The following is a 21,181-nucleotide window of genomic DNA, read 5'->3' as shown; positions in this document are numbered from 1 at the left end:
GATTGATATTGTGAAATACATGTACCACGGGTAGCATGATGGTCGGAGCACGGCCGTGCTCCTCGACCCCGTGAGGACACATGAACGACACCGACCTGCTCACCCTCGCCGCCGATCTCGTCGACGCCGAGCCCGGCTCCGTGGCCCTGACCGACCGCCTCTCCGACATCGGCTGGGACTCCCTCGCCAACGCCATGTTCATCGCCGAGGCCGACTCCTCATGCGGTGTCGTCGTCGACGCCGAGGCGCTGGCCCGTTGCGTCACGTTGGCCGACGTCCAGGCCCTGACCGCACCCGTCCTCGCGTGACCGGGGGTCTCGATCCCGTCGAGACGCGCCGTCGCCTCGTCCTCGTCGGCGCCGGCGGGGCCGGTCGTGAGCTGCTCGCCATGGTGCGGTCGTCGCCGCGGTTCCTCGCCGACCAGCGCATCGACGACATCGTCTTCATCGACGACTCCGGCGCACGACCCGGGTCGCCGGCACCCGTCGTCTCCACGATCGACGCGTACGTCCCCGACTCCTCCGACCTCGTGCTGTGCGCGATCGGCGAGCCGCGGTCGCGGGCGTCCGTGGTCGAGCGGCTCGACGCCGCCGGGGCCGTCTACGCGACCTTCATCCACGACACGGCCGTCCTCCTCCCGGGGTCGAGTATCGGCGAGGGGTCGGTCGTCTATCCGTTCGTCGTGGTCTCGACCGATGTGACCGTCGGGGCGCACGTCTGGCTCCAGACGTCCGCGGTCCTGGGTCACGACGTCGTCGTCGGCGAGGTCGCCACCGTCAGCGGCGGGGCCGCCCTGCTCGGCGGGGTGACGGTCGGCGACCGGGCGTTCGTCGCCACGGGCGCCATCCTGCGCCCGGGCGTCGAGGTCGGCGCCTCGGCCCGCGTCGGCGCCGGCAGCGTCGTCCTCCGCCGGGTCCGCCCCGGGTCGACGGTCTTCGGGGTGCCGGCCGTGATGCTCCCGGGGGCGGCGCGATGAGCGCGACCCGCGCCTCCTCGGCTCCCTTCCGCTACGCCGCCCTCGGGCCGGTCGCGTCGTTCGTCCCCCCGCGGGTCGTCGACAACGACGAGCTGAACCGCGACTTCGCCCCCGCGAACGTCGACCGGATCGCGGCGAAGACGGGCATCGTCCGCCGCCACGTGGTGGACGGCGAGACCTCGTCCGACCTGGCCGTCGGCGCGGCCGAGCGGCTCTTCCGCGAGCACGGCGTCGATCGCGACGACATCGACTTCCTGCTGCTCTGCACGCAGAGCCCCGACTTCGCCATGCCGGCTACCTCCTCCCTCGTGCAGCACCGGCTCGGTCTCCCGACCCGTGTCGGCGCGCTCGACCTCACCGTGGGCTGCTCGGGCTACGTCTACGCCCTCGGGATCGCGAAGGCCCTCATCGAGTCGGGGCAGGCCCGGACGATCCTGCTCGTGACCGTCGACACCCTCACCCGCTTCATCAACCCGGCCGACCGGCAGCTGCGGTCGCTCTTCGGCGACGGCGCCAGCGCCTCCCTGGTGACGGCGTCGGCGGAGTCGCCGGCCCTCACCGGTCTCGCCTACGGCACCGACGGCTCAGGGGCGCCGCACCTGATCGTCCCGGGTGGCGGGCTCGCCGACCCGTCCGTGTTCGCGCCGAAGTCGCTGCCCGAGGCCCGCGGCCTGGTGCCGTCGGGTCGCGATCTGTACATGGACGGCCCCGAGGTGTTCACGTTCTCGCTGCGGGTGGTCAAAGAGGTCGTCGACCGCTCACTCGAGCTGGCCGGCGTCACGATGGACGACATCGACGTGTTCATCCTCCATCAGGCGAACGCCTTCATGCTCGAGACCCTGCGCAAGAAGCTCGGCGTCGATCCTGCCCGGTTCGTCGTCGCGATGCACGACGTGGGCAACACGACGTCGTCGTCCATCCCCCTGGCGCTCGAAGCCGGGCTGGCGAGCGGGCAGGTGTCCCGCGGGCAGAAGGCCGTGTTCGTCGGGTTCGGCGTCGGACTGTCCTGGGCGGCGGTGGTCGTCGACCTCTGATCCGCCGTCGAGCGGGCCGAGCTGAGGGTCAGAACTCCGACGGGACGACGTCGGATTCGACCGGCTCGGTCCGCACGAGCTCGTGCACTCCGGTCAGGATCTCGTTCGGCCTGAAGGGGTACCGCTCGATCTCCGCCTGATCGCTGATGCCGGTCATCACGAGGATGGTGTGCAGGCCGGCCTCGATGCCCGCCATGATGTCGGTGTCCATCCGGTCGCCGATCATCGCCGTGTTCTCGCTGTGCGCGCCGATGCGGTTCATGGCCGACCGGAACATCATCGGGTTCGGCTTGCCGACCACGTACGGCGACTTGCCCGTCGCCGCCTGGATCATCGCCGCGATGGCCCCTGTGGCGGGCAGCACCCCCTCGGCGCTCGGTCCGGTCGCGTCGGGGTTCGTCACGATGAAGCGCGAGCCGCTGCGGATCAGTCGCACGGCCTTGGTGATGGCGTCGAACGAGTAGTTGCGCGTCTCGCCCACGACGACGTAGTCGGGGGCGGTCTCGGTCATGATGAACCCGGCCTCGTGCATGGCCGTGGTCATGCCGGCCTCGCCGATCACGAACGCCGAGCCGTTCGGCATCTGCGAACGGCAGAAGTCGGCGGTCGCGAGTGCGGACGTCCAGATGCGCTCCTCGGGCACGTCGAGCCCCGAGGCCCGCAGCCGGGCGGCGAGGTCGCGCGGTGTGAAGATCGAGTTGTTCGTCAGCACCAGGTACGGGGTGCCCTCGTCCTGCCACTGCTGGATCAGTGCGGCCGCCCCCGGCAGAGCGTGGTTCTCGTGCACGAGCACGCCGTCCATGTCGGTGAGCCAGCATTCGACTTCGTCGCGGGTAGCCATGCGGCCACCTTACTGAGGTGCCCCCGGTTCCCGCCCTCGCCCTCGCGACGCGACGTTCCAGGAGTCCAGGAGGCGCGCCTCCTGGACGTGGACACCCGTACCCTGGCCTGATGCCCCAGGACGACGCCTCCGACCCGACGCCGGCCGATGCCCTGCAGCCCCTGCACGGCGTGGGGCCCTGGCCGGGCGGCGAGTCCGACTGGCCCGGCGACGAGCGCTACGACATCGAGCTGCTCCGGGACGGCGACTCCCGCAACGTGATCGACCGGTACCGGTACTGGACGATGGAGGCGATCGTCGCCGATCTCGACGAGCACCGCCATCCCTTCCACGTGGCCATCGAGAACTGGCAGCACGACATGAACATCGGGTCGATCGTGCGGAGCGCGAACGCCTTCGCCGCCGACACCGTCCACATCGTCGGTCGGCGGCGGTGGAACAAGCGCGGGGCGATGGTCACCGACCGCTACCAGCACGTGCTGCACCACCCCGACGTCGCGTCCTTCCTGGCGTGGTCACGGGAGGCCGGGCTGCCCGTCCTGGCGGTCGACAACGTCGAGGGATCGGTGCCCATCGAGACGTTCGACCTGCCCGAGCGCTGCGTGCTGCTCTTCGGTCAGGAGGGCCCGGGCCTCAGCGACGAGGCCATCGCGGCCTCCGACGCCGTGCTCGAGATCTCGCAGTTCGGCTCGACCCGCAGCATCAACGCGTCGGCGGCGGCCGCCGTGGTCATGCACGCGTGGGTGCGTCGGCACCGGTTCTGACGCCCGAGGCGCTCGCGAGGTCCGCTGCGCTCGCGCTGTCCGCGGCGCTCGCAGCGCCCGCCGCGCTGAGGTGCCCGAGGAGGTGCTCGGCGGCCCGATCCCAGACGTCACGGTGATCGAAGCGCTCGGCCACCGAGGCGGCGGCGGCCGCGGCGAGGGCCGAGGCGGCTCGCCGATCGGTCAGGACGGTGCGGAGGGCGTCCGCGAGCGCGACGTCGTCCCGTCGGGGGACGACGAGTCCGGTGACGCCGTCTATCACGACCTCGGCGAGGGCCGGGGCGTCGCTCACGACGACGGGCACCCCGGCGCAGCTCGCCTCGAGCACGACCGAGCCCAACCCCTCGCGGTGCGAGGGGAGGCAGAACGCGTCGAACGCGGCCAGCACCTCGGACGCATGGTCGACGGGGCCGTGCAAGGCGAACCCCTCCTGGCCGAGCAGCCGACGGGTCTCGGGCGGGAGGTCGGTCAGCCCCTCGTCGGGGCCCACGATCACGAGGTGCGCGGCGAGGCCCTCCCGGCGGAGTCGGTCGACCGCCGAGACGAGCTCGACGAGCCCCTTGTCGACGGATGCCCGCCCGACGAAGCCCACGACGAGGTCGTCGTCGTCGATGCCGTGCGCCGACCGGACGGTGCGCCGCCGCTCGGGGTCGCGACCCGCCGCCTCGAAGCGCTCGACGTCGACGCCGCCCACCGAGCCGTGGCCCAGCACGGTCGTGCGGCCGGTCGGGATGCCGAGCTCGCGGCAGACGTCGACGAGGGGGCGGCTCACCGCCACCGTCTCGGTCGACAGCACGGCCACGAGGCGCTCCGCGAGCAGGCTGATGCGACGGGGGAGACCCGTCTGGGTCTCGAGCCGCAGCCCGTGCAGCACATGGACCCGTCGGGGCACCCGGGCGATCGTCGCCGCCAGGGCCGTGACCAGCGAGGCCTTCGGCGTCCCGTAGACCACGACGGCAGGGCGAAGACGCAGCAGCAGCCTCGTCGCCGCCCCGAGCGCCTTCACGTCGTCGACGGGAGCCGGCTCGCGGACGAGGGGGAGCGCGTGCGTCGACACGTGCTCCCGGCGCCCGACCGCCGAAAGACGGCCCGTGTCGGCGGAGGCGATCGCGAGCGGGCCGACGCCCCGCGCGATCCAGCGCCGCAGCTGCCCCGCGTAGAGCACGTCGAGGCTGGCGTCTGCGGTCGTGACGAGCAGGACGCCCCGGCGCGGACCCCGCGTCAGGCGGGAGGGGAGGTACCGGGGGCGGCGGAGGCCCAGGTGCCGCACGAGCTGGGCGGCGGTCCACACCGTATCGCGGGCCCGCTGCGCCGCCGGCGGCGAGCCGAGCGCGGCCGCGAGTCGGCGCCGGCCCGCGAGCACGCTGCGGGTCGCCGGGCCCCACGGTGGAGTCCGCCGACTGTGCTGCCCCTCGTGCACGCGATAGGAGATGAGCGCCTCGGGCACGTTGTCGATCGGGCCGACGGTCGCGAGGCGGAGCCACAGGTCGTAGTCCTGCATGCGCGTGCAGCGCGTGTCGTAGCCGCCGACGAGGTCGAACGCCGCGCGGCGGTAGGTCGTGGCCGAGTGCGTCAGGGCGTTGCGCGTGAGCAGCATGCGTCGGAGATCGGGCCCGGTGGGGGCGACGAGATGCCGGAGGGGCGCCCCCTCGGCGTCGACGACCGTGACGGACGATCCGAGGGCCACGAGCTCGGGTCGCGCTGCGAAGACCGACATCTGCCGCGCGATGCGCTGCGGCTCGGCCAGGTCGTCCGCGTCGAGACGGGCGACGAACTCGCCGTGCGACGCGGCGATCCCCGTGTTCAGGGCGACGGGCGTCCCGCTCCGTCGCTCGAGGCGGACCACGAGGAGGCGCGGGTCGACCGGCAGGTCCCTCTCGTCCCCCGTCGCCCCGTCGAGCACCACGACGACCTCGAGCCGCGACCACGTCTGGCCGAGCGCCGAGGAGACCGCTTCGAGCAGGAGGTCGTCGACCGCGATGGCGGGGATGACGACGGATACGAGGGGCTCGAGGGGCTCGGACATCATTCTCCAGTCGGATCGGCAAACATGAGATACTTTACATGAAATACCGTGGATCGGAAGGGTCAGGCGATCCGCCCCGTCGCCGGATAACCTGATCCGCATGCCCTCTCAGAACCTCCTCGGTGTGCCCGAGACGCTCCTGCCCGCCGAGCCCGAGGTGCTGGCCGCCCTCGAGACCATGACCCGCGCCGAGGTGGCGGCCGCGCATCCTCGGTCGTCGCTGGCCTGGGCCCTCCTGTCGGACGAGACGGAGGCGCGAGGGGCCCATCTCGAGGCCTACGCCTACGCACGGGTCGGCTACCACCGCGGACTCGACGCCCTCCGCGGCGCCGGCTGGCGCGGCCAGGGCCCCGTCCCGTGGAGTCACGAGCCCAACCGCGGGGTGCTCCGCTCCCTCTACGCGCTGCGTCGGGGCGCGGCGGCCATCGGCGAGACCTCCGAGGTCGAGCGCCTCGCGACCTTCCTGCACGACGCCGACCCGGCGGCCGTCGCCGGCATCGAGTCATGAACAGCCCCATGTAATATTCTTCGGTTGCTATATCGTCTGTGCTTAGATCGTCCCAGACTCCCCACGAGGGGGCGTCGAGAGGGGCGTTGACATGAGCAGCACAGTCGTGGTCGTCGGGCAGGGGTACGTCGGGTTGCCCTTGGCGATGCGGGCGGTCGAGGTCGGGTACCGGGTGGTCGGCGTCGATCTCGACCTGGATCGCATCGGCGGTCTCCTGGCGGGTTCGTCGTACGTCGACGACGTCACCGACGAGGCCCTCCGGGCGGCGTCCGACTCTGGTCGCTACCGGGTCACCGCCGACTACGACGAGATCGGCGAGGCCTTCGACGTCGCGGTCATCACCGTCCCGACGCCGCTCCGAGACGGGCTGCCCGATCTCTCGTTCGTCGAGAGCGCCTCGAGGTCGTTGTCGGGGCGACTGCGGCACGGAGCCACCGTCATCCTCGAGTCGACGACGTACCCGGGCACGACGGAGGAGCTCGTGGTGCCCCTGCTCGAGCACGGCTCCGGGCTCCGCGCCGGGCGGGACTTCCACGTCGGGTACAGCCCCGAGCGCATCGACCCGGGCAATCGGAAGTGGGGCTTCGTCGAGACCCCCAAGGTCGTCTCGGGCATCGACACCGCCTCGCTGGCGGCCGTCACGCGGTTCTACGACGACCTCGTCCTCCGCACCGTCCCGGTCTCGGGCACCCGCGAAGCCGAGCTGACGAAGCTCCTCGAGAACACCTTCCGCCACGTCAACGTCGCGCTGGTCAACGAGCTCGCCGTGTTCGCCCACCGCCTCGGCGTCGACGTGTGGGAGGCCATCGACGCGGCCTCCACGAAGCCGTTCGGCTTCATGCGCTTCACCCCCGGCCCGGGCGTCGGCGGGCACTGCCTGCCGATCGATCCGAGCTACCTGTCGTGGCAGGTGCGTCGCCAGCTGGGTCAGCCGTTCCGGTTCGTCGATCTGGCGAACGACGTCAACGAGCACATGCCCGACCACGTCGTCGAGCGGGTCCAATCGATGCTCAACGATTGCTCGCGTTCCGTCCGCGGGTCGCGCGTGCTGCTCGTGGGTCTGGCCTACAAGAAGAACTCCGGCGACGTGCGCGAGGCGCCGGCGTTGAAGATCGCCCAGTCGCTGCTGCAGCAGGGCGCCGAGGTCGTCGCCGTCGATCCTCACGTTCACGAGCGGTACTGGCCTGAGGGCATCCGCCGGGTCGATCTCGTCCGCGACGTCGTGGCCGAGGTCGACGCCGCCGTCGTCGTCACCGACCACGACGGCGTCGATCTGTCGCTCCTGCACGGCGTGCCCACCTTCGACACCCGCCACGTGCTGACGGGCGACCACGTCGTCGCCCTCTGACGCGGGCCGTGAGAGTCCTCTACTACGGCGTCCACGACGTCGCGTACCCCCGCAACGCGCGCATCCGCGCCTACCTGGCCGATCGATTCGGTGCGCAGATCACCGTCGTCGCCCGCCGGCGGCACGGCTCGCGTCTCACCCGGGCGCTCGTCGACGCCCGGGGTCTCTGGCAGGGCTCCCGTCACGCCGACGTCGTGGTGCTGGCCGAGATGCGGACGACCCATGCGCCGTGGGCCTGGCTGATGGCGAGGGCACGGGGCGCCCGCCTCGTGGTCGACTGCTTCATCGGGCTGCACGAGACGGCGGTGCTCGACTGGGGGGTCGTCCCTCCGAGATCGGCACGGGCGCTGCGGCTACGGCTGCTCGATCGGCTCGCCGTCCGGCTCGCCGACGTGGTCCTGATCGACACGGAGCCCCGCGCCGAGGAGCTGCGCCCCGTGGCCGGGTCGACTCCCGTCGTCGCCCTCCCCGTCGGGGCCCCCGCCTGGGCCCGTGATCTGCCGCCGCCCCCGCCCTCGGATGTCCTCAGGGTGCTCTACTACGGCAACTACATCCCCCTGCACGGCACCGAGAGGGTCGTCGAGGCGCTCGCCCTCGTGCGGCGGCGGCGCCCGGTCGAGCTGACGCTCGTCGGGGGAGGACCCCGCCGCGACGGCATCCGTCGGCTCGTCGAGCGGAACGGGCTCCGCGCCTCCTGCCGGTTCGTCGACCCCGTCGCCGAGAGCGAGCTCCCCGTCCTGATCGGACGGAGCGACGTGGTGCTCGGCGTCTTCGGCGAGTCGCCCAAGGCGCTCTCGGTCGTCGCCAACAAGGTCTGGCAGGGCCTCGCCTGCGGGCGGACGGTCGTCACGCAGCGCAGCGCGGCGCTCGACGAGCTGCAGGCGGTGGCGGGACCACTGCTCGTCCAGACCGAGCCGGGGGACGCCGCCTCCCTGGCCGCCGCGTTGATCGACGTGGCCGAGAGGGGCGGGCGACCGAGCGCCGCCGGCCCCGTCGCGGCCTCGGCGATCGACTCGGCCGAGCGAGCCGCTCCGATCGCACCGGCGCTCGAGGCCCTCGTCGCACGCGGGTTCGCTCGACTCGACGCCCACTTCGGCGCTCACCTCGGCGAGCGCGCGCACCGGGGCGACGCGGGCGACAGACGGTGAGGCGCCTCATCGGGCACCTGACGACCCTGCTGCTCTACGGCGCCTCGCCCGTCGTCGTCGCGCTCGCCCCGTTCGCCGTCGTGCCGGCCGTGACGACTCGTTTCGGGGCCGACGGCTGGGCGGTCTGCGCCGTCGCCCTGTCCGTCGGGGCCGCGGTCGCCGTGGTCGCCGAGCTCGGCTGGGTGGTCGTCGGTCCACAGCGCGTCGCGCGCGACCCCCAGAAGCACGCCGAGATCCACCACGACGCCCTCGCCTCTCGCCTCATCGCGCTCGCCGTCCTCGCGCCCGTCGCGGTCGTGACCGTGACGCTGCTCGTCGACGAGCACCGCGGGGCGGCGGTGCTGCTGACCCTCGGCGTCGCCGGTGGTGCGCTCAGTCCGACCTGGCTCTTCGTGGGTCTCGGCCGACCGGGGTTGACGCTGCTCTGCGAGGCCCTGCCGCGGGTCGTCCTCGCCCTGGCGGCCGCCGGGGTCATCGCCCTCGGCGGACCGCTCGAGGCGTACGGCCTCGCCGCGCTGCTCGCCGTGGTGGTCACCCTGGTCGCCACCGCGCGGGCGGCCGGCGTCCGGGTCGCACCGGCCCGCGAGCGTCTGCTGGCCGTGCCCACGATCGTCCGCGGGCAGGTCGTGGTGACCGCCGGGCGGGGTGTCACCGCGCTGTACAAGACCCTGCCGGCCGCGCTGCTGCAGGCCGTGGCGCCCGGCTCCGTGGCCGCCTTCGCCGCCGTCGACCGGCTGGCCCGCGCCGGGCTCGGCATCGTCGCGGTCGTGCCCCAGCGACTCCAGGTCTGGGTCGGCTCGCCCGACGAGACGGTGGCCGCGCGCCGCACGGTGGCGTCGCTCGTCCTCAACGCCGGCCTGGCCGCGGCGTCGGCCGTCGCGGTGCTGACGGCCATGCCGCCCGTCGTGGCGGTCGTCTTCACCGGTGCCGTCACGGTCGAGAGGTCGGCTGTCGTCGCGACGGCGCTGCTCGTCGCCCTGACCTGCCAGTCGAGGGCGTTCGGGCTCGCCCTCGTGACGCTCGACGCGGTCCGCACGACGACGACCGCGGCGACGGCCGCCGCGGTGGTCGGCCTGACGGGCGTGCTGTGGGGCGGAGCGGTCGGCGGTGCGACCGGCGCCCTCGCGGGTCTCGCGACGGCCGAGGCCGTCGCGATCGGGGTGCAGGCGGCGGTGGTGGTGCCCCTCCTCGTCCGCGCGCACCGCGCCTCCTCGGGGCCCGTCGCGTGAGCGGGATGCCCGCGACCGGGCCGGGTGTCATCGCCGCGGCGCTGATCGTCCTGGCCGTCATGGTGGTCGCAGCTCTGCTCGTTCCCCCCGCTGCGCGCCGGGGCGCCCTCCTCGTGGTCGCGCTCGGGCTGCTCGTCGGCACCGCGTCGTCGGCGGCCCCCGAGAGCATCCGCACCGGGGCCGTCCACGGCGCGATCGTGCTGCTGGCCGTCGCCGCGGTGCTGCCGGGGTCACCCGTGAGGCGACGAGGCGGCGTCGTCGTCGGGCTGACGGCGACGTCGTTCGGCCTCGCCCTCGTCACGACCGCCATCGGCTACCCCGAGGCCATCGGTCTGACGGTGCGCGTGGGCCTGCTCGCCGTGGGCGCCGCGTGGTGCCTGCTGCGCTCGTCGGAGACCGACCTCCGGGTGCTCGGGATCGGGGTCGTCGTGCTCGGCCTGCTCGAGGTCGTGCTCGGTGTCGTCGAGTTCGTGACGGGCGACCCGGTGCCCTGGGGGCTGCGCCGCCGCGACGTGAACGCGTACGTGCTGGTGAACACGCTCCTGCCCGGCGGGCTCGAGCGGGTCCAGGGCACGCTCGGGCACCCCATCCCCTACGGGGTCGTGCTCTGCGTGGCCTTCGTGGTGACGATCACCGCGCGGCGCCGCGTCCCCGGCCCGGTCAGGGTGCTCGTCGGCTCGGTCCTCGTCACCGGCATGCTCCTCTCGGGCAGTCGCAGCATCGTGCTCGCCGCCGTGCTCGCCGTCGCCGTGCTGATCGTGTCGGCCACCGAGGGGCGCGGGGTCGTCCGGGCCACGGCGGCGCTCCTCGGGGTCGCGGTCGTCGTCGTCGTGTTCGTCGACGAGCTCGGTGTGGCGTCCGACCGGTTCCTGTCGTCCGGTTCGTACGAGAACCGGGCCGGGACCCTCCGATCGGTGCCGCGCCTCCTCGGTCGCCCGTTCGCCGAGGTCCTGTTCGGCAGTGGCGTGGGCACGGTCGAGCGGCTCTACGACGAGGGGCTGTTCCCCCAAGACGGGTTCTGGGTGCTCGACAACCAGCTCGTCACCACCCTCGCCACGCAGGGGGTGGTCGGCGTCGCCCTGATGATCGCCGTGCTCGTCGTCGCCCTCGCGACGCGTGATCCCCTCGCCCGGGCTCTCTGCGCCGTCTTCGTCGGGATGCTCGTGACCTTCGACTACGTCTTCTGGCCCTCCATGACCGTCCTCGCCGCCGGGGCGACGGCGCTCGCGGGTCGACCGACCGGGCCCGACCCCCACCGACCGACCGTGCCCGACCGCCGCCGACCAGAGAGCATCGCATGACACCCACCCGCCACCCCTCCGGCCGGCCTGCCGCTGCGACCCCAGGCGGCCCCCTCGACCCGTCAGGGCGGCGCCCACGAGTCGCGGTGATCGGGACGCGCGGCTACCCCAGCCACTACGGCGGGTTCGAGACGGCCGTCCGTCGACTCGCCCCCGCGCTCGCCGACGCCGGGTGGGACGTCACCGTCTACGGTCGACCCGGGGCGACGAGCGCCGACGGCGCCGACCCGCGCGTCCTGCGCCGCGAGACCCGAGGGCTCGAGACCCGGTCGCTCAGCACACTGACCTACGGGTTGACCGCGATCGTCGACGCCGTGCGGAGACGGCCCGACGTCGCCTTGGTGATGAACTGCGCGAACGGCTTCTGGCTGCCGCTGCTGCGCTGGCGCGGTGTGCCGACGCTCGTCAACGTCGACGGCATCGAGTGGGAGCGCGCCAAGTGGGGTCGCGTCGCCCGCGCGGTCTTCCGTGGCGGGGCGATGGCCACGGCGCGCTGGGCGGACCGCATCGTCTGCGACGCCCGAGAGATCGAGCGTCGCTGGCTCGACGAGTTCGGGGTGGAGGGGGTCTTCGTGCCCTACGGAGCCGACGAACCCGACCCGGTCACCGCCGAGCTGTCGATCGCCGACGCCCACCTCGAGCCGGGCGGCTACGCGCTTTTCGTCGCCCGCTTCGTCCCCGAGAACACCGTCGCGGAGTTCGTCGCGGCGGCCGAGGTCGTCGCTCGCCGGCACACCGTGGTGATCGTCGGGTCGAGCGGCTATGGCGGCGAGCTCGACGACCGCGTGGCCGAGCTGGCGGCGCGCTCGCCGAAGATCGTGCACCTCGGGCACCTCCGCGACGACCGCCGTCTCTTCGCTCTCTGGCGGAACGCGGGCGTGTACTTCCACGGGCACAGCGTCGGCGGCACGAACCCGGCACTCGTGCAGGCGATGATCTGCGGCGCCCCGGTCGTGGCCCGCGACACCGTGTACAACCGCGAGGTGCTCGGCGCGGCCGGCGTCTTCGTCGCCCCCGAGCCCGGCGCCATCGCCCGCGCCGTCACCGACCTGCTCGACGACCCCGGGCGACGGGCCGAGCTGGGCGAAGCGGGCCGGCGGCGTGCCCGGAGGCACTACGCGTGGAGCGACGTCTGCGCCGCGTACGAGTCCGAGCTGCGCGCCCTCCTCGGCTGAGTCGGCGGGGTGGACCGCGCCGGCTGAGTCGGCGGGGTGGGTTGCGTCGCTGGCGTCTGTCGGGCCGAACCCGACCGCGCCGGCCGGCTTGGGCGTGCCGAACCCGACAAAACGGTGGCGAAACGCTCCTCATCGCCCCCGAAACCGCCTTCTGGCGCCGAAATGGTCGCGATTTGCACACACGAGCGGGGCGGGGCGGGACGGCGGGCTCAGGACGGCGCGGGGCTGGGCTCCTCGGTCGCGCGGGGCGGGTGCGGCTCCGAGGCCGCGGCCCGCTTCCGCCCCTGAGGCCCGGCGGACCCGTACCCGTACCCGTACCCGTACCCGTACCCGTAGGCCTGCGGCCCGGTCGCGGGCAGCATCGTCGCGACCACGCCGAACGACGTCGCGTCGAGGGCCGTCAGCATCTCGAGGGCGGCGGTCAGCTGCCCGCGGGTCGATCGACCCACCGCGGCCACGACGATCGCACCGTCGGCGAGGCGGCTCAACACGGCTGCATCGGTGACCGGGAGCAGCGGCGGGGCGTCGAGCAGCACGTGGTCGTAGTGCCGCGCGAGCTCGGTGAGCAGATCGGCCATGCGGTTGCTCCCCAGCAGCTCGCTCGGGTTCGGCGGCAGCGTCCCGGCCGGCAGCACGTCGAGTCCGCCCCGCCCCCACGGCTGGACGGCGTCGGCGAGACGCGCCTTGCCGAGCAGCACGTCGGAGACCCCGACGACCCCCTCGAGGCCCAGCACGTCGGCGAGCCGAGGCAGGCGCAGGTCGGTGTCGACGACGATCACCCGCGACCCGGTCTCACTGAGGGCGATGGCGAGGTTCGCCACGGTCGTCGTCTTGCCCTCGGCGGGCAGTGCGGACGTGACGACCAGGCAGCGCGCCGTCCGGTCGAGGCCGATGAACTGCACGCTCGTCCGGAGCGAGCGGAACGACTCGGCATGCGGGCTGCGCGGGTCGGCGGCGACGACCAGAGGCCGCTGCTCGGCGTCGCGGTCGAAGCCGAGCGCTCCGAGGAGGGTGCCGCCGGTGACCGCCTCGATGTCGGCGCGACTGCGGATCCGCGTGTCGAGACGGGCGCGGAGGGCCGCGGCCGCGAAGCCGACGGCGAGGCCGGCGAGGCCGCCCAGCAGCACGTCGACGGCGAGGTCGGGGCTGGACGGCGCCGTCGCGACCACCGGGGGAGCGAGCGTCTCGACCCCGACGAGACTCGTGCCGCCGGGCGCGGGGGTCTCGAGCTCGTCGACGACGACCGTGCGGAAGCTCTCGGCGATCGCCCCGGCGAGACGTGCGGCCCGTGCCGGGTCGGGGTCCACGACCGTGATGCGGATGTTGACGGTGTTCACCGGGGTCTCGGCGGACACCTGAGGAGCGAGCGACGAGAGGGTCGTGCCGTCGTCGAGCTCGTCGACGACGGGCTGCAGCACCCGCGGGCTCGTCGCGACGCCGACGTACGACTGCACCCTCTGCTGGGCGGCGGCGTTGCCCTGGACGAGCTCGCCCGCCGTCGTGGCCGCCGCCGAGCGGACCGACACGAAGAGGAGGGTCGACGACGTGTAGAGCGGGGTCGTCAGCGCGACGACGGCCGCGCCGGCGGCGACGCCGACCAGTGTGATCGCGACGACGAGCAGGGCGGACCGGCGCAGGGCGCCGACGAGGTCGAGAAGCGTCATGAGCCTGCCGTCCGTTCGGTGGTGGGGTGGAGGTGCGGTGCCAGTGCGCGCAGTCGCTGCAGCGCATGGTCGAGGGATCGCTCGATGGTCAGCTCGGAGGCGTTGGCGTGCACGTGGTCCGAGACGCGGCGTCGCAGATCGGCGTCGCCGCGGAGGTCGCGGACGGCGGAGTCCCACGCGTCGTGGTCGTCGAGCGGCAGCACGAATCGCCGCCGGAGCTCGGGATCGACGTACAGGGCCGGCGCGGCGCCCGTCCCGTCGCTGAGCAGCACGGGCACGCCGGCCGAGGCCGCCTCGACCGGACTGCGCCCGAAGGCGTCGCGGTACGAGGTCGTCACGGCGATGCCGGCGTCGCGCCAGAGCCGTTCGGCGGGCAGCCAGCCGGCCCAGTCGAGACCGGGGGTCCGTCGGCGGCGGAGCCCGTCCTCCAGGGGACCGGAGCCATGGAGGCGCGCCGGACCGCCGACGCGGCGCACGAGATCGAGGTACTCGCCGGGCCCTTTCTCGACCGAGAGTCTCCCCGCCCAGACGAGCGGCCCCTCCTGATCGCCGTGGCTCGTGCGGGGGAGGCCGGGCACGCCGGCGGGCACGATCGCGGGCACCCGAGCCCTCGACACCTGGCCGGCGAGCAGCGGGGAGGTCGCCCAGACGTCGTCGAGGGTGCGGAGCGCCCTGGACTCGAGGGCGGTGAGCAGCAGCCGACGGAGATCACGCTGCTCGCCCGCCGCCGGCCAGGGCAGCCCCCGCACCCATGCGACCCGCGGTGCGTGGCGCAGGGCGCGCGACGTCGCGACCACCATGTCGCTCTGCGGCACCAGCGACACCACGACGTCGGCCCGTCGGACGTCGGGGTCGGCGTGCACGGCGCGATGCACCTCGCGGAGCACGTCGACGCCGTGGCGCACGAGCACGGTCTCGGTGACCCCCGGGGCGTCGATCGGAGCGCCCGCCGCGTCGGGCCGCATGCCGAGGAGGGCGGTCCAGGGGAGACCCCGCGCCCGGGCGGCTGCGACGAGGTCGTGGGCCGAGCGGTGCACGCCGCTCCGGGCCATCAGCGGGGCGGCGACGAGAGCGACCCTCATCGGGGGTTCCGCGCGACCGACGCCGGGGCGAGGGCGCCGAGGACGGTCTCGGCCTTGAGTCGCCAGGTCGCCTCGCGGGGGATGGCGGCCGGGCGGCGGGCGACGCGGGGGCCCGATCGACTCCAGGCGCCGATCCGCTCGGCGTGCCGATCGAGGGGGAGGACGGCGACCTCGTCGAGGCCGCGGCGATCGCAGCCGTCGACCGGGGTCGTCAGCACGGGCAGCCCTGCCGCCCGGTACTCGTAGGTCTTGATGATGTCGCCCCCCACCTCGCCCCCCACCTCGCCCCCCGCCTCGGCCCCGACCCCGCCGCCCCGGCCCCCGGCCCGCTCCCCGCTCCCCACCCGGTGCGGCACCCAGCCGACGTCGAAGGTCCGCAGCAGGGCGGGCACGTCGTCGTAGTGCACGTCGCCGAGCAGCGTCACGTTGGGCAGCGCCGCGAGGGGCCGGTGGTACTCGCGGTCGAGCACGGGGCCGGCGAAGACGAAGCGCACGTCGGGCTCGGCCTCGGCGCAGGCGACGATGCCGCCCAGGTCGAGACGCCGTCCGATCTTGCCGACGTAGCCGACGGTGAGCGGACCCGTCGCGGCCGACGTGCTGTCGAACCGCTCGGGGTCGCAGCCGTTCGGCAGCAGCACGACGTCGTCGCGGCCGAAGCGGCGGGCGAGCTCGACCGTGCCCTCGGCATTGGCCGTCACCTGGCAGGCCGAGGCGAAGGCGGCGGCGTAGGCGCGCTCGACCTCCGGTCGGATGCCCGCGAACGCGTGGTGCACGGTCCAGTCGTCGAGCAGGTCGAGCACGGTCGTGCGTCCGGTCACGAACGGGTTCGCGTGCGGGAGGGCCAGTGCCGTGAAGGGGTTCCACACCACGGCGGGGACATCGCGCCAGGCATGGGGCAGCCCCGGGTAGGCGTCGGCCGAGCGGACCCACCACCGCCGTCGGTCGCGCGGGTCGGGCAGCCGCCAGGTGGTCGTCTCGATCGGCCGCGTCCCTGCCGCGACACCGGGGGGCCCGCCCAGCTGCCCGGGCCGCCGTCGCCCGCCGCCCCGACGGCCCCGGCCGCCCCGCCACGACGCCCCGACCGCGAGCACCGCAGGCTCCGGTCGCGACACCACGGCGACGCCCCCGCGGTCTCCGGTCAGGCGCCCGAGCCACTCCACGAGGTGGGCGTCGCGCGTCCGGTACCCCTCGGTCGTGAATTTGGTCTGCCCATGCATCGGGTAGGCCAGGACGGCGGGCGTGGGTGTCGCGCGGTGCGTGTGCATCACGACAGTTTTGTTCACCGGCATGTGGCACGTCAAGGCGACATGCCACGGGAGGAGGCGCGGGTCGAGATGGTCTCGACCCGCGCCTCCTCGGTTCACCGCCTCGGGCGGCGCCGCCCAGGGCGGCCGGGTGTCAGCCGATCAGCGACGGTCGGAGGTCGCGGAGGGTCTGTCGGCGGGTCATCCGGGCGGCGGCCAGGTACGAGACGAGCAGGGCTCCCAGCAGCCAGCAGGCGAGCACGCCAGCGTCTCCGGCAGCGGTCGGGAGGCTGCCGCCGTACATCACCTGGCGCAGTCCGTCGGTGGCGTAGCTCATCGGCAGGGCGAAGTGCAGGGCCGCCAGCGGGGCGGGCAGGGTCTGCCACGGGAACGTGCCGCCGGCGGTGACGAGCTGCACGACCATCAGCACGAGCCCGAGGAACTGCCCGACGCTGCCGAGCAGCACGTTCAGCATCATGATGATCGCCGCGAACGTGGCCGAGGCCAGCACCATCAGCCCCACCATGGCCCAGGGGTGCACGACGTCGAAGCCGAGCGGGCCGGTCACGATGCCGAACAGCGCCACCATCTGAACCAGGCCGAGCAGCGCGGGTGCCAGCCAGCCGGCGGCCACGACGCGACCCGGCGCCTTGACGGCCGTGATCGCCCGCTTCGACAGCGGCTTGACGATCAGGAACAGCGCGTAGATGCCGATCCACGCCGCCAGGCTGATGAAGAACGGGGCGAGCCCGGCGCCGTACGTGCCTGCGCTGGTCAGGGCGCGATCGGTGACGGACACCGGGTCGGAGATCGCCGACGCCTGGTCGTCACGGCTCGAGTCGGTGCTCGCCGGGATCTGCGCGAGCCCGTTCTGCAGCCCGTCCGAGAGGGTCGTGCTGCCGTCGCGCAGCTGCACGAGGCCGTCGTGCAGATCGACGGTGCCGGTGGCGAGCGTGTCGAGCCCCGACGCGAGTGTCGTCGCGCCGGTGTCGAGGGTGCCGAGGCCGTCGGCCAAGGAGGCGGTGCCCGAGTCGAGCGTGCCGAGTCCGGTCGCGAGGTCGGTCGCCCCCGAGGCGGCCGTCGCGGCGCCGGTCGACAGCTGCGCCGAGCCGTCGGCGGCCGACGAGATGCCCGAGGTCAGCGCCGGGGTCTGCTCGGCGAGGGTGCTCGTGCCGGCGGCCACCTGATCGGCACCGGCGGAGAGCTGCGCGACCGAGCCGTTCAGCGCCTGCAGCTGCGTGTTCGCGCCGGTCAGTCGTGTCGTGAGGTCGTCGGTGACGGGGGCGAACGTGGCGGCGATGGCCGCGATCTGATCGGCGTCGTAACCCTGCGCCGCCAGAGCGGCGGCGATGTCGGACTGCGCGGCGGCCTGCGCCTCGGGCAGCGCGTCGACCGCGGTCTGACTGTCGGCGGCGGCCCCGGCGACGGTCGTCGCCAGTTGATCGTTACCCGCCGCCACCTGGGCGGCGCCGTCGGCGAGCGCCTGCGTCTGCGCGGGCAGCTCAGCGGTGCTCGAGCGCAGCTGCTGCAACCCGGCGTCGAGCGTCGTCGCGCCGGTGCTCAGCGCTCCGACGCCGTCGGCGAGTGTGCGAGCGCCGGTGTCGGCCGAGGCGGCCCCCGTCGCGAGCCGGTCGGCGCCGTCGTGGGCGTCGGAGGCGCCGGCAGCGAGCCGGTCGGCGCCGTCACGGGCGTCGGCCGCACCCGTGGCGAGTCGATCCGCGCCCCCGACGCTCGTCCCGAGGCCGTCGTTCAGCTGCGCGGCGCCGTCGGCCGCGTCGCCCAGGCTGGTGCGGATGTCGGACAACCCGACGAGCAGCTGCGTCGCGGCCTCCTTGCCGACCCGCTCGGTGACCGACGCCCTGATGGTCTTGGCGGCCTGCTCGGCGATGGTCGTCGACAGATAGCTGTTGGAGTCGTTGGTCGCGAGCACGATCTGCGCGCGCTGCGGGTCGTCGCTCGACGCCGACACGAGGTCGGCGCTGAAGTCCGTCGGGATCGTGAACGTGAAGTCGTACGTTCCGTCTTCGAGGCCGGCCCGCGCCTCCTCGGCGGTCGTCTCGTGCCAGTCGAAGTCGCCGCCGTCGAGCACCTCCTTCGTGACATCGGCGCCGTAGTCGACGGTCTCGCCGTCGGACACGGCGCCCGAGTCGGCGTTCACCAGCGCGGCGGGGACCTTGTCGAGCTTCGCGTACGGGTCCTGATTGGCCCACAGGTACAGGCCGCCGTAGAGCAGCGGCACCGTCATCAGCGCGACGAGGGCGAGGCGGGCGAGCCCCGTCGAGGTCAGCCGCTGGAACTCGGAACGGACGAGGGTGACGATCTTCACGAGGGGTCGCTTTCGGGTGTCGGAGACGGGGCGTCGTCGTCGACGTCGGGCGAGGGGATCGAGGCCTGGGCGAGGGCCGCGTAGCTCGTCACGGTCAGCACCGTGTAGTCGCGGGCGACCAGATCGCCGACGACGTCGAGCCAGGCGTGCACGTCGCCGCCGTGCCGCTCGGGCGTCGTGAGCACGACTCCGCGCACGTCGGGGCGCAGCACGGCCAGCTCGGTGAGCAGTCGCACGCGGCGCTCGGTGGGGAGCGCGTGCAGGCGCGTGCGCCGGTGCTCGTCGAGACCGAGCGACTCGACGACGAGCGCGACGGAGGCGCGGTCGCTGCGGAGACCCGCCAAGGCGAGCTCCTCGCGGGCGACCTGCGAGACGGTGAGCGAGCCGAACGGCTCGGCCACGCCGGGGGTGTCGACGAGGGCGAAGGAGGCGCGGATCGCGTCGGCGTCGTCGCTCCCGTCGAGCAGGACGCGGCCGCGTTCGGGTGCCATCCGCCCGCCGGCGACGAGGCTCGCGACGGTGGGGCCGTTCTCGGTCTCGACGGCGACGAAGCCGGGGAGGCCCCGATCGGCGGTGACGGTGAGCGGGGCGAGGGGTGCGCCGGGGCCGTCGCCGACGGCCGCGCCGAGCAGCTCGAGTCTCATGCGGACACCTCCGAGACGGCGGGGTCGCCGACGGGCGCGGGGGAGCCGCCGGCCGCGGGGGCGCCCAGGTCGAGTTCGCGGCTGCCCGCGATGAGCTCCTGGGCCTCGCGCCAGCCGAGGCCCACGATGGCGAGCACGGCCAGCATGACGAGCCGGTGCCCCTCGGCGCGCCCGAGATCGCGCGCGGTGGCCTCGTCCAGCACCGACAACGCGGCACCCTCGACCAGGTGCGCCAGCGTGTCGACGTCGATGTCGGAGCGCATCCGCCCCTCGACGACGCCGCGCCGGACGGTCTCGCGGACGAAGGCCCGCAGGGGCGCCAGCGCCTCGCCGACCACGTGCATCAGCGGGCCGCGGACGGTCAGCTGCGCCATGACCCGCACGTGCTCGACCTCCGACCACAGGCGCGCGCCGAGGGCGGCGAGCTGCACGACCGGATCGCTCGAGCTCGGCTGCACGACGGCCGCGGCCCCGATGCGCGCCGCGCCGCGCAGCGTCACCTCGCGCACGAGGTCGTCGCGGGTCGCGAAGTGCCCGTAGACGCTGCGCCGTGAGAGGCCCGCCTCGGCCGCGATGGCCTCGAGGGGCACCCCCGGGTCGGTGTTCAGGAGGCGCACGGCGGCCGCCATCAGCGCCTCGCGGTTGGCGGTGGCGTCGCGCCGGGGCGCTCGCCGGGTCGAAGGAGTCGTGGTCACGATGCGATCTTACGATCTTGCACAGCAGTGTGCAACATGACTCCCGAGGTCGTCACGATGTGACCCCACTTCGCGGGGGCCGGTCACGCGCCCGCTCATGCCTCACGAGTGCCGAGCCTCGGTGGGAAGACCTCCTCATCAGGATTTCGTCTGGCGGTGTCCGCATTTGGGGGGACGGCGAGCGGAACGCAGGCGTTGTCCCCTTTGCGAATGCATCTGGATCGATGGGGGCTCCCCGCACAGAATCGTGAACGGTCTCACTCGGAGATCCCCTCGCCGCCCGCGGTGATGACGTCACCAGGACCGCATGCCCCAGCCCCACCCCGACCGCACCGTCGCCACCCGCTTCTCGGGGCCGATTGCCGTCCTCGTCACCCTCGGGCGGCCGTTGTTCGCCTTCCACCTGGAGATGTACCGACGCGACCTCGCGTCCGCCGTCTTCCCCCGCGACGAGCGCAGCCCGGCGATCACCGGGCCGTCCCCCGAGCGGATCGCCTTCATCGGCAGCATCGCCGTCGCGGGCATGGGCGTGCTGAGCCACGGCATGACGACATCGAGTCAGGTCGCCTCGCGCGTGGCTCGCTCCCGGGGTCGAGGCCTCACCTGGTCGGAGCTCACCTCGCCCGTCCTCACGGCGCGCACCGCCGTCACCATGCCGTCGCTCTCGGCCGAGGGGGCCAGCGCGGCCGTCGTGTTCCTCGGGATCGCGGACGTGCTGTCGGCCACGAGCCCCAGCGCGTGGGAGCGCGATCTGCGGCTGCTCGTCGGCCGCATCCGGCAGGAGGCCGGCGAGGAGTGCGCCGTGGTCTTCGCCGCCATCCCGCCGATGGCCCAGTTCCGACCGATCCCGCCGCTCGCCTCCCGTCTGATCACGGGGCAGGTCGACCGGCTCAACGCGGTCACCGAGCGCCTCTCGCGCGAGCTGATCGGCGTCGACCACGTCGACTTCCCGCTCGCGGCCCTCGCGGACATGACCGTCCGCGACCTGTTCTCGTGGTCGACCCTGCACCGCCGGTGGGCCGAGATCGTCGCACCGCGCGTCCATGCGGCACTGATCGGGGTCGACGCACGACGACGGGTCGCCCACCGGTGAGTGGACGACCCGTCAGTCGCATCTAGCTCCGTCTGACGCGCTGGAGCGCGTCAGCGCTCGCGGCGCGAACGCTGGCGCGTCCGCCC

Annotated in this window: 19 protein-coding genes; 11 read left to right on the top strand and 8 right to left on the bottom strand. The window is 73.7% G+C overall.

Features of this window, described 5'->3' with window-relative positions:
* The first annotated feature begins 80 nt into the window (after nt 1–80).
* The 3 genes from ACZZY9_RS07450 to ACZZY9_RS07440 are packed head-to-tail and all read left to right on the top strand — an operon-like array spanning nt 81 to nt 2,010.
* Nucleotides 81–308 carry a phosphopantetheine-binding protein gene (locus ACZZY9_RS07450; RefSeq protein WP_463463616.1) on the top strand — a complete coding sequence of 76 codons (228 nt, stop codon included), beginning with the start codon at nt 81–83 and terminating at the stop codon, nt 306–308.
* Entirely contained in the window at nt 305–976 is a 672-nt protein-coding gene (locus tag ACZZY9_RS07445) for a NeuD/PglB/VioB family sugar acetyltransferase (RefSeq protein WP_463463615.1), read from the top strand. The genes ACZZY9_RS07450 and ACZZY9_RS07445 overlap by 4 nt, the downstream gene beginning before the upstream one ends.
* A complete protein-coding gene (locus ACZZY9_RS07440; protein WP_463463614.1) occupies nt 973–2,010 on the top strand; it encodes a ketoacyl-ACP synthase III in 1,038 nt (345 codons plus the stop codon). Before ACZZY9_RS07445 ends, ACZZY9_RS07440 begins: the two co-directional genes overlap by 4 nt.
* A gap of 28 nt (nt 2,011–2,038) precedes the next feature.
* Here ACZZY9_RS07440 and ACZZY9_RS07435 read toward each other — a convergent pair whose 3' ends face one another.
* Nucleotides 2,039–2,851 carry an HAD-IIA family hydrolase gene (locus tag ACZZY9_RS07435; RefSeq protein ID WP_463463613.1) on the bottom strand — a complete coding sequence of 271 codons (813 nt, stop codon included), beginning with the start codon at nt 2,849–2,851 and terminating at the stop codon, nt 2,039–2,041.
* Nucleotides 2,852–2,961: 110 nt separating this feature from the next.
* Here ACZZY9_RS07435 and ACZZY9_RS07430 point away from each other — a divergent pair, with 110 nt between their 5' ends.
* Complete coding sequence (locus ACZZY9_RS07430) at nt 2,962–3,615, top strand: TrmH family RNA methyltransferase (protein WP_463463612.1); 654 nt, start codon at nt 2,962–2,964, stop codon at nt 3,613–3,615.
* On the opposite strand, the gene ACZZY9_RS07425 is transcribed toward ACZZY9_RS07430, so the two are convergent.
* Nucleotides 3,581–5,638 (bottom strand): glycosyltransferase, encoded by a 2,058-nt coding sequence (locus ACZZY9_RS07425; RefSeq protein ID WP_463463611.1) that lies wholly within the window; start codon nt 5,636–5,638, stop codon nt 3,581–3,583. The genes ACZZY9_RS07430 and ACZZY9_RS07425 overlap by 35 nt on opposite strands.
* A gap of 100 nt (nt 5,639–5,738) precedes the next feature.
* Between ACZZY9_RS07425 and ACZZY9_RS07420 the strand changes: the two genes are divergently transcribed.
* The 6 genes from ACZZY9_RS07420 (at nt 5,739) to ACZZY9_RS07395 (ending at nt 12,347) form a co-directional block, all read left to right on the top strand.
* The gene (locus tag ACZZY9_RS07420) at nt 5,739–6,146 is read left to right on the top strand and encodes a DUF3151 domain-containing protein (RefSeq protein WP_463463610.1); all 408 of its coding nucleotides are present in this window, start codon (nt 5,739–5,741) and stop codon (nt 6,144–6,146) included.
* 91 nt (nt 6,147–6,237) lie between these two features.
* Nucleotides 6,238–7,494, top strand: a complete 1,257-nt coding sequence (locus ACZZY9_RS07415; protein WP_463463609.1) for a nucleotide sugar dehydrogenase — start codon at nt 6,238–6,240, stop codon at nt 7,492–7,494.
* A gap of 8 nt (nt 7,495–7,502) precedes the next feature.
* Nucleotides 7,503–8,642 carry a glycosyltransferase gene (locus tag ACZZY9_RS07410; protein WP_463463608.1) on the top strand — a complete coding sequence of 380 codons (1,140 nt, stop codon included), beginning with the start codon at nt 7,503–7,505 and terminating at the stop codon, nt 8,640–8,642.
* Nucleotides 8,639–9,871, top strand: coding sequence for a hypothetical protein (locus ACZZY9_RS07405; RefSeq protein ID WP_463463607.1), 1,233 nt, complete (start codon nt 8,639–8,641; stop codon nt 9,869–9,871). The genes ACZZY9_RS07410 and ACZZY9_RS07405 overlap by 4 nt, the downstream gene beginning before the upstream one ends.
* 5 nt (nt 9,872–9,876) lie before the next feature.
* A complete protein-coding gene (locus tag ACZZY9_RS07400; protein ID WP_463463606.1) occupies nt 9,877–11,172 on the top strand; it encodes a hypothetical protein in 1,296 nt (431 codons plus the stop codon).
* Nucleotides 11,173–11,258: 86 nt separating this feature from the next.
* Nucleotides 11,259–12,347: a glycosyltransferase gene (locus ACZZY9_RS07395; RefSeq protein WP_463463605.1), complete on the top strand. Its 1,089-nt coding sequence runs from the start codon at nt 11,259–11,261 to the stop codon at nt 12,345–12,347.
* Between the two features lie 209 nt (nt 12,348–12,556).
* Here ACZZY9_RS07395 and ACZZY9_RS07390 read toward each other — a convergent pair whose 3' ends face one another.
* The 6 genes from ACZZY9_RS07390 to ACZZY9_RS07365 all read right to left on the bottom strand — a co-directional run bounded on the left by ACZZY9_RS07390 (nt 12,557) and on the right by ACZZY9_RS07365 (nt 20,002).
* Nucleotides 12,557–14,011, bottom strand: a complete 1,455-nt coding sequence (locus ACZZY9_RS07390) for a tyrosine-protein kinase domain-containing protein (RefSeq protein WP_463463604.1) — start codon at nt 14,009–14,011, stop codon at nt 12,557–12,559.
* Complete coding sequence (locus tag ACZZY9_RS07385; RefSeq protein ID WP_463463603.1) at nt 14,008–15,093, bottom strand: glycosyltransferase family 4 protein; 1,086 nt, start codon at nt 15,091–15,093, stop codon at nt 14,008–14,010. Before ACZZY9_RS07385 ends, ACZZY9_RS07390 begins: the two co-directional genes overlap by 4 nt.
* Nucleotides 15,090–16,358 (bottom strand): glycosyltransferase family protein, encoded by a 1,269-nt coding sequence (locus ACZZY9_RS07380; protein WP_463463602.1) that lies wholly within the window; start codon nt 16,356–16,358, stop codon nt 15,090–15,092. The genes ACZZY9_RS07385 and ACZZY9_RS07380 overlap by 4 nt, the downstream gene beginning before the upstream one ends.
* A 133-nt stretch (nt 16,359–16,491) precedes the next feature.
* On the bottom strand, nt 16,492–18,663 hold the full coding sequence (locus ACZZY9_RS07375; protein WP_463463601.1) for a YhgE/Pip family protein: 2,172 nt from the start codon (nt 18,661–18,663) through the stop codon (nt 16,492–16,494).
* Nucleotides 18,660–19,307, bottom strand: a complete 648-nt coding sequence (locus tag ACZZY9_RS07370; protein ID WP_463463600.1) for a hypothetical protein — start codon at nt 19,305–19,307, stop codon at nt 18,660–18,662. The genes ACZZY9_RS07375 and ACZZY9_RS07370 overlap by 4 nt, the downstream gene beginning before the upstream one ends.
* Nucleotides 19,304–20,002 carry a TetR/AcrR family transcriptional regulator gene (locus ACZZY9_RS07365; RefSeq protein ID WP_463463599.1) on the bottom strand — a complete coding sequence of 233 codons (699 nt, stop codon included), beginning with the start codon at nt 20,000–20,002 and terminating at the stop codon, nt 19,304–19,306. The genes ACZZY9_RS07370 and ACZZY9_RS07365 overlap by 4 nt, the downstream gene beginning before the upstream one ends.
* Nucleotides 20,003–20,309: 307 nt before the next feature.
* Between ACZZY9_RS07365 and ACZZY9_RS07360 the strand changes: the two genes are divergently transcribed.
* On the top strand, nt 20,310–21,095 hold the full coding sequence (locus ACZZY9_RS07360) for a GDSL-type esterase/lipase family protein (protein ID WP_463463598.1): 786 nt from the start codon (nt 20,310–20,312) through the stop codon (nt 21,093–21,095).
* Nucleotides 21,096–21,181: the final 86 nt, after the last annotated feature.

Source organism: Frigoribacterium sp. AC394, from assembly GCF_979258095.1.
The sequence above is the reverse complement of the archived record's forward strand: the minus strand, read 5'-3'. Positions and strand labels throughout refer to the sequence as shown.

What these genes read in the sequence shown, in the direction of transcription:
- ACZZY9_RS07450 (WP_463463616.1), top strand. Translation starts at nt 81, where the DNA reads ATGAACGACACCGACCTGCTCACCCTCGCCGCCGATCTCGTCGACGCC.
- ACZZY9_RS07440 (WP_463463614.1), top strand. Translation starts at nt 973, where the DNA reads ATGAGCGCGACCCGCGCCTCCTCGGCTCCCTTCCGCTACGCCGCCCTC.
- ACZZY9_RS07435 (WP_463463613.1), bottom strand. Translation starts at nt 2,851, where the DNA reads ATGGCTACCCGCGACGAAGTCGAATGCTGGCTCACCGACATGGACGGC.
- ACZZY9_RS07430 (WP_463463612.1), top strand. Translation starts at nt 2,962, where the DNA reads ATGCCCCAGGACGACGCCTCCGACCCGACGCCGGCCGATGCCCTGCAG.
- ACZZY9_RS07425 (WP_463463611.1), bottom strand. Translation starts at nt 5,638, where the DNA reads ATGTCCGAGCCCCTCGAGCCCCTCGTATCCGTCGTCATCCCCGCCATC.
- ACZZY9_RS07420 (WP_463463610.1), top strand. Translation starts at nt 5,739, where the DNA reads ATGCCCTCTCAGAACCTCCTCGGTGTGCCCGAGACGCTCCTGCCCGCC.
- ACZZY9_RS07415 (WP_463463609.1), top strand. Translation starts at nt 6,238, where the DNA reads ATGAGCAGCACAGTCGTGGTCGTCGGGCAGGGGTACGTCGGGTTGCCC.
- ACZZY9_RS07400 (WP_463463606.1), top strand. Translation starts at nt 9,877, where the DNA reads ATGCCCGCGACCGGGCCGGGTGTCATCGCCGCGGCGCTGATCGTCCTG.
- ACZZY9_RS07390 (WP_463463604.1), bottom strand. Translation starts at nt 14,011, where the DNA reads ATGACGCTTCTCGACCTCGTCGGCGCCCTGCGCCGGTCCGCCCTGCTC.
- ACZZY9_RS07385 (WP_463463603.1), bottom strand. Translation starts at nt 15,093, where the DNA reads ATGAGGGTCGCTCTCGTCGCCGCCCCGCTGATGGCCCGGAGCGGCGTG.
- ACZZY9_RS07380 (WP_463463602.1), bottom strand. Translation starts at nt 16,358, where the DNA reads ATGCACACGCACCGCGCGACACCCACGCCCGCCGTCCTGGCCTACCCG.
- ACZZY9_RS07370 (WP_463463600.1), bottom strand. Translation starts at nt 19,307, where the DNA reads ATGAGACTCGAGCTGCTCGGCGCGGCCGTCGGCGACGGCCCCGGCGCA.
- ACZZY9_RS07360 (WP_463463598.1), top strand. Translation starts at nt 20,310, where the DNA reads ATGCCCCAGCCCCACCCCGACCGCACCGTCGCCACCCGCTTCTCGGGG.